Annotated in this window: 1 pseudogene; it reads left to right on the top strand. The window is 43.4% G+C overall.

The features are described 5' to 3' along the window. Nucleotides 1-1110: pseudogene (locus tag A3739_RS29200) on the top strand (DNA repair protein); the annotation flags it as partial.

Raw genomic sequence — 1110 nt, 5'->3', positions numbered from 1 at the left:
CGGTTCGTACCCGTATTATTGATGCAATCTCGCATGTTTATTCCAAACTAAATCAAAGCAAAGCTTCCGCAAACTTAAAGCGTAAAAACCTTGGCTCAGAGGAAGCTATTGCCCAATTTGGGGCTCAGTTTAAGTTGTTCTCGCAGAGTATCACCAACGCTTTAGGGTTAGCGACGATACCTGAAAAATGTGATGAACAATTGTCTCGCTTATTGGTTCAGTTAGAGGAGTTGGAAAGCCAGTTTAGCAACTTCGATCAGTTCCTAACTGACATCATGGATAAGCGTGAAGAAATTTACGAATCCTTTGAAAGTCACAAACAGCGGCTTCTCGATGAGCGTCAGCGCAAAGCTCAGACTATCTGTGATGCAGCCGGACGAATTCTATCGAGCATTGAGAAACGCTCCTTGAAGTTTACAGAAACGGATGAATTAAACACGTACTTCGCGTCTGATGCGCTTGTATTGAAGGTAAGAGAGCTTGTTGAAGATCTTCGAGGCTTAGATAGTGCGGTTAAAGCTGATGATATTGAGTCGCGATTTAAGGCGATTAAAGAGCAAGCACTGCGTTCCTTGCGAGATAAGACAGACATTTATGAGGAGGGTGGCAATGTTATTAAGCTTGGTCCTCGTCATAAATTCTCAGTTAATACGCAAGAATTAGATCTAACGATTATTCCTCGTGATGGTGAATTGAATATTCATCTAACGGGCACGGACTATTTTGAATCAATCACCAGTGAAGCTCTTTTAGAGTTGAGAGATTACTGGGAGATGTCTTTGGAGTCTGAGACGCCGCAGGTTTATCGAGCAGAATACTTGGCGTTCCAAGTGCTTGATGCGGCGGAGAAAGAGACTGATAGTTTCAGCCTTGAGAAATTGCATTCGTCAGTACATGCCGAAGGTGAGTTGGAAAAAATAGTTCGTGAGTTTGCTGCCCCTCGTTATAAAGAAGGTTACGAAAAGGGGGTTCATGACCACGATGCAACCCTTATTCTACTAGATATTCTTCCAGCGTTGGCGCAGGCAGATTTATTGAAATTTGATCCTAGTGCACGTGCGCTTGCACAGACGTTCTGGGCACATGCTCAGGCATTGTTAACGAATCTAA

The organism is Oleiphilus sp. HI0067, assembly GCF_001635735.1.
The sequence above is the reverse complement of the archived record's forward strand: the minus strand, read 5'-3'. Positions and strand labels throughout refer to the sequence as shown.